Annotated in this window: 4 protein-coding genes and 1 pseudogene; 1 reads left to right on the top strand and 4 read right to left on the bottom strand. The window is 50.8% G+C overall.

Translation table 11 applies throughout. The features are described from left to right. The 4 genes from H6F43_RS06230 to H6F43_RS06215 form a co-directional block, all read right to left on the bottom strand. On the bottom strand, positions 1–431 hold a 431-nt coding region (locus tag H6F43_RS06230; protein WP_190341726.1), incomplete at its 3' end, for a GAF domain-containing protein. Between the two features lie 163 nt (positions 432–594). Continuing rightward, positions 595–888: a hypothetical protein gene (locus H6F43_RS06225; protein WP_190341724.1), complete on the bottom strand. Its 294-nt coding sequence runs from the start codon at positions 886–888 to the stop codon at positions 595–597. A gap of 1 nt (position 889) precedes the next feature. Beyond that, positions 890–1,492 carry a DUF3177 family protein gene (locus H6F43_RS06220; RefSeq protein WP_190341722.1) on the bottom strand — a complete coding sequence of 201 codons (603 nt, stop codon included), beginning with the start codon at positions 1,490–1,492 and terminating at the stop codon, positions 890–892. A 181-nt stretch (positions 1,493–1,673) separates the two neighbouring features. Then, positions 1,674–1,895 carry a Calvin cycle protein CP12 gene (locus H6F43_RS06215; protein WP_190341720.1) on the bottom strand — a complete coding sequence of 74 codons (222 nt, stop codon included), beginning with the start codon at positions 1,893–1,895 and terminating at the stop codon, positions 1,674–1,676. Between the two features lie 381 nt (positions 1,896–2,276). Here H6F43_RS06215 and H6F43_RS06210 point away from each other — a divergent pair. Beyond that, positions 2,277–2,479 (top strand): annotated as a pseudogene (locus H6F43_RS06210) (hypothetical protein); the annotation flags it as partial.

Genomic DNA, 2,479 nt, shown 5'->3' with positions numbered 1-2,479 from the left:
GCAGTTAGGTACTCAATGTGGCAAGGGTCCACTGTTCGATAGCGCACCTCCTCAAATATCAAGCCTTCAGTTTCCAGTTCCTGCAGAAGGCTCCGCCCAATTTGCTGCGTGGCTACATCGACGATCGATCGCGATCTCGCTTTCACAAACAGATCGCGGGCGTGCTCAGGGATGTCATCGGCTGGAAAATGCAGTCCCAGTAGCGAAGGCAGGCGATTCTCATCAATAGACTCCGCAACGACCTCGCCGTTGCCGCTGGCATGAAATTTGTAGATTAGAACGCGATCGACACCGAGAAACGAACGCACTTCTCTAACTGTCTCAGCAAGAACGTCTTGAAGCTCTTGCAATCGACAAATCTGATAAGTAATGCGGCGTAGAACTGTCTCCTGATCAAGGGCAACGTGCAGAATGCGTCCGTTCAGATTCATGGTTTGCGGCAGTCTAACGTGCATAGGGATATGGGATCATCCTCTAGCCTGTTTTAGACGTTGTCTTCAGTGAAACTATGGGTGAATTGCAGCACCTAGCAAGAGCGGGTACCCGGCTCTTAAGTTCACCTACTGAGCTAATTAATTGCTTAAGTGTAAAATATTACACTTCAACTTCAGCAAGCAGCGGCTGCACGGCTTCCCAGGTGAGTCCTTGCTGCACGTAGCGAGGATTGCTGGGGTCGTAGGGACCAAGCAGTCGATCAATGGTCACAATGATGGCATGGTCCGGTAGCACCGGAACGTCAGGATCAAACGCAGTCGATCGCACAAGCGAACTCGAAAAGCCGCGAAAAATTGCAATTTGATCGGTCTCGCCGTCTATTTCTGCTGTCACCAGCAGCACTTCTTGACGGCGCTTTTGCGTGTACTGCTCTAGTCGTGTAAGACTGCTCACATTACTGCCCTGTCGCCGATCGTCCTTGCTTGTTCAGGCGCATCAGAACGAAATAGCTGAAGTACAGTACATAGACCGCCAAGCCAACGAGCCCTAGGAACCCAAGAAAGTAGGGTCGAGTTCCGGCATGAAAGAACTCACGAAATGCCCAAGGCGGAGCAAGCCAAACGCTGCACATCGAATCCTTAACCACGGCTTCAGCAGGAAGTAAGGCACAGCGCAGCGTTGGAATTTGAGCGATCGCTCCAACAACGCAGTAGACCGAAACTGCCCAGCGCCATGAGGTAAATGCCAGCTTGAGTTGATTCGGCGGCTGATCGGCAATTTCTTCGTTGAGATCAATCCAAAACCAGAGCGACAGCGGAATTAGAATCCCTGCTAGCCAGCCAGAGAGGAACCCGATCGGCAGAGCACCAATCAGCAAGTACACGGTGATTGCCAGCAGGCTAGCAACTCGCCAATAAATTGTCAGCAGCGTTTGAACTGCCTCAAATTTCTGCACAAACGCCCAAACTAACAGTGCGAGGGGAATCAAAACCGTGAACAGCAGCGCCAAGCGGTAGTCGGTCCAGACGATCGAGGGCAACCAGGAAGGAGTGGGCATAGCAGAGACGCAGAAAGAACTGACAGGTTAGCGAGTGGACTGGTAAATGATACGTCTTGCAATTTACCATTGCACTCACTATTAACAAAATTAAGTAGCTGGAGCGCTGTACAGACACTCCAGCTACTTAATTGCAACATGAATCTAGATTAACAAACGGTAGCTTAAAGCTTAGGGTGCTTTATTCGTCATACACCCGGCACTCGGCTGCTTCGGGGTTATCGTCGCAATATTGCTCCAGCGACGTTTTGGTCGGTTTTTGCCGCTGATGAGATGCTTCGGCTTGCAGTTCTTCGACAGCATCCCAAGCAGCGGCGCACTCAGGGGAGTTGCTGCCATTTACATCGCAAACGACGCGGGCTTGGGAAAGCTCTTCTTGAATTTGGTCGTGAATATCGCTCATGGATGTGTCCCAGTCATTCTAATCAATACAGGAAGCGTTATGACAGCACTTAGCCCCTTCAAGCACGCACGGCTAGTTACCCGAACGGCTACCTGGGGTGCACTACTTACATAACACACGAGACGATCGTGTCAAAGTAGAACTTCGCTTGATCTTTTAAGGTTTGCCAGTAGTCCAGTAACGGAGGACCGACGCAGCGAGTTCTACGTATACAAACTTTAACATTTTTGCTGAGGTTGATTACAGGACACCTGGAATTCCAAGTAGTCTCTCTCTATGCGCTTCTGTCCTCATTGCCTGCTTCCTCTACCCAGCATCAGTAGAACTGATTAGCATTTCCAGCTAACCTGGTGATCATCCCTCGTCATCAAAGGAAATCGCATGACGGCAGAATTTAGAACCAGTGCGATGCAGTGGATTAGCAGTTTATCAACGTGCCCGTCACTAGAAGCGGCAGTTGAGGATGTTGTGCAACAGGCACAGGCAGCATTACCCACCCGCGCCGACCTTGGGCTGGTTTTCATCTCCTCTGCCTTCGCTAGCGAATATTCCCGGCTCATGCCGCTCCTGCAAGCGCGTCTGCC

It is taken from the genome of Leptolyngbya sp. FACHB-36 (assembly GCF_014695955.1).
In the GTDB taxonomy this organism is placed as follows: Bacteria; Cyanobacteriota; Cyanobacteriia; order Leptolyngbyales; family Leptolyngbyaceae; genus FACHB-36.
This window is presented reverse-complemented; position numbering and strand designations above follow the sequence as displayed.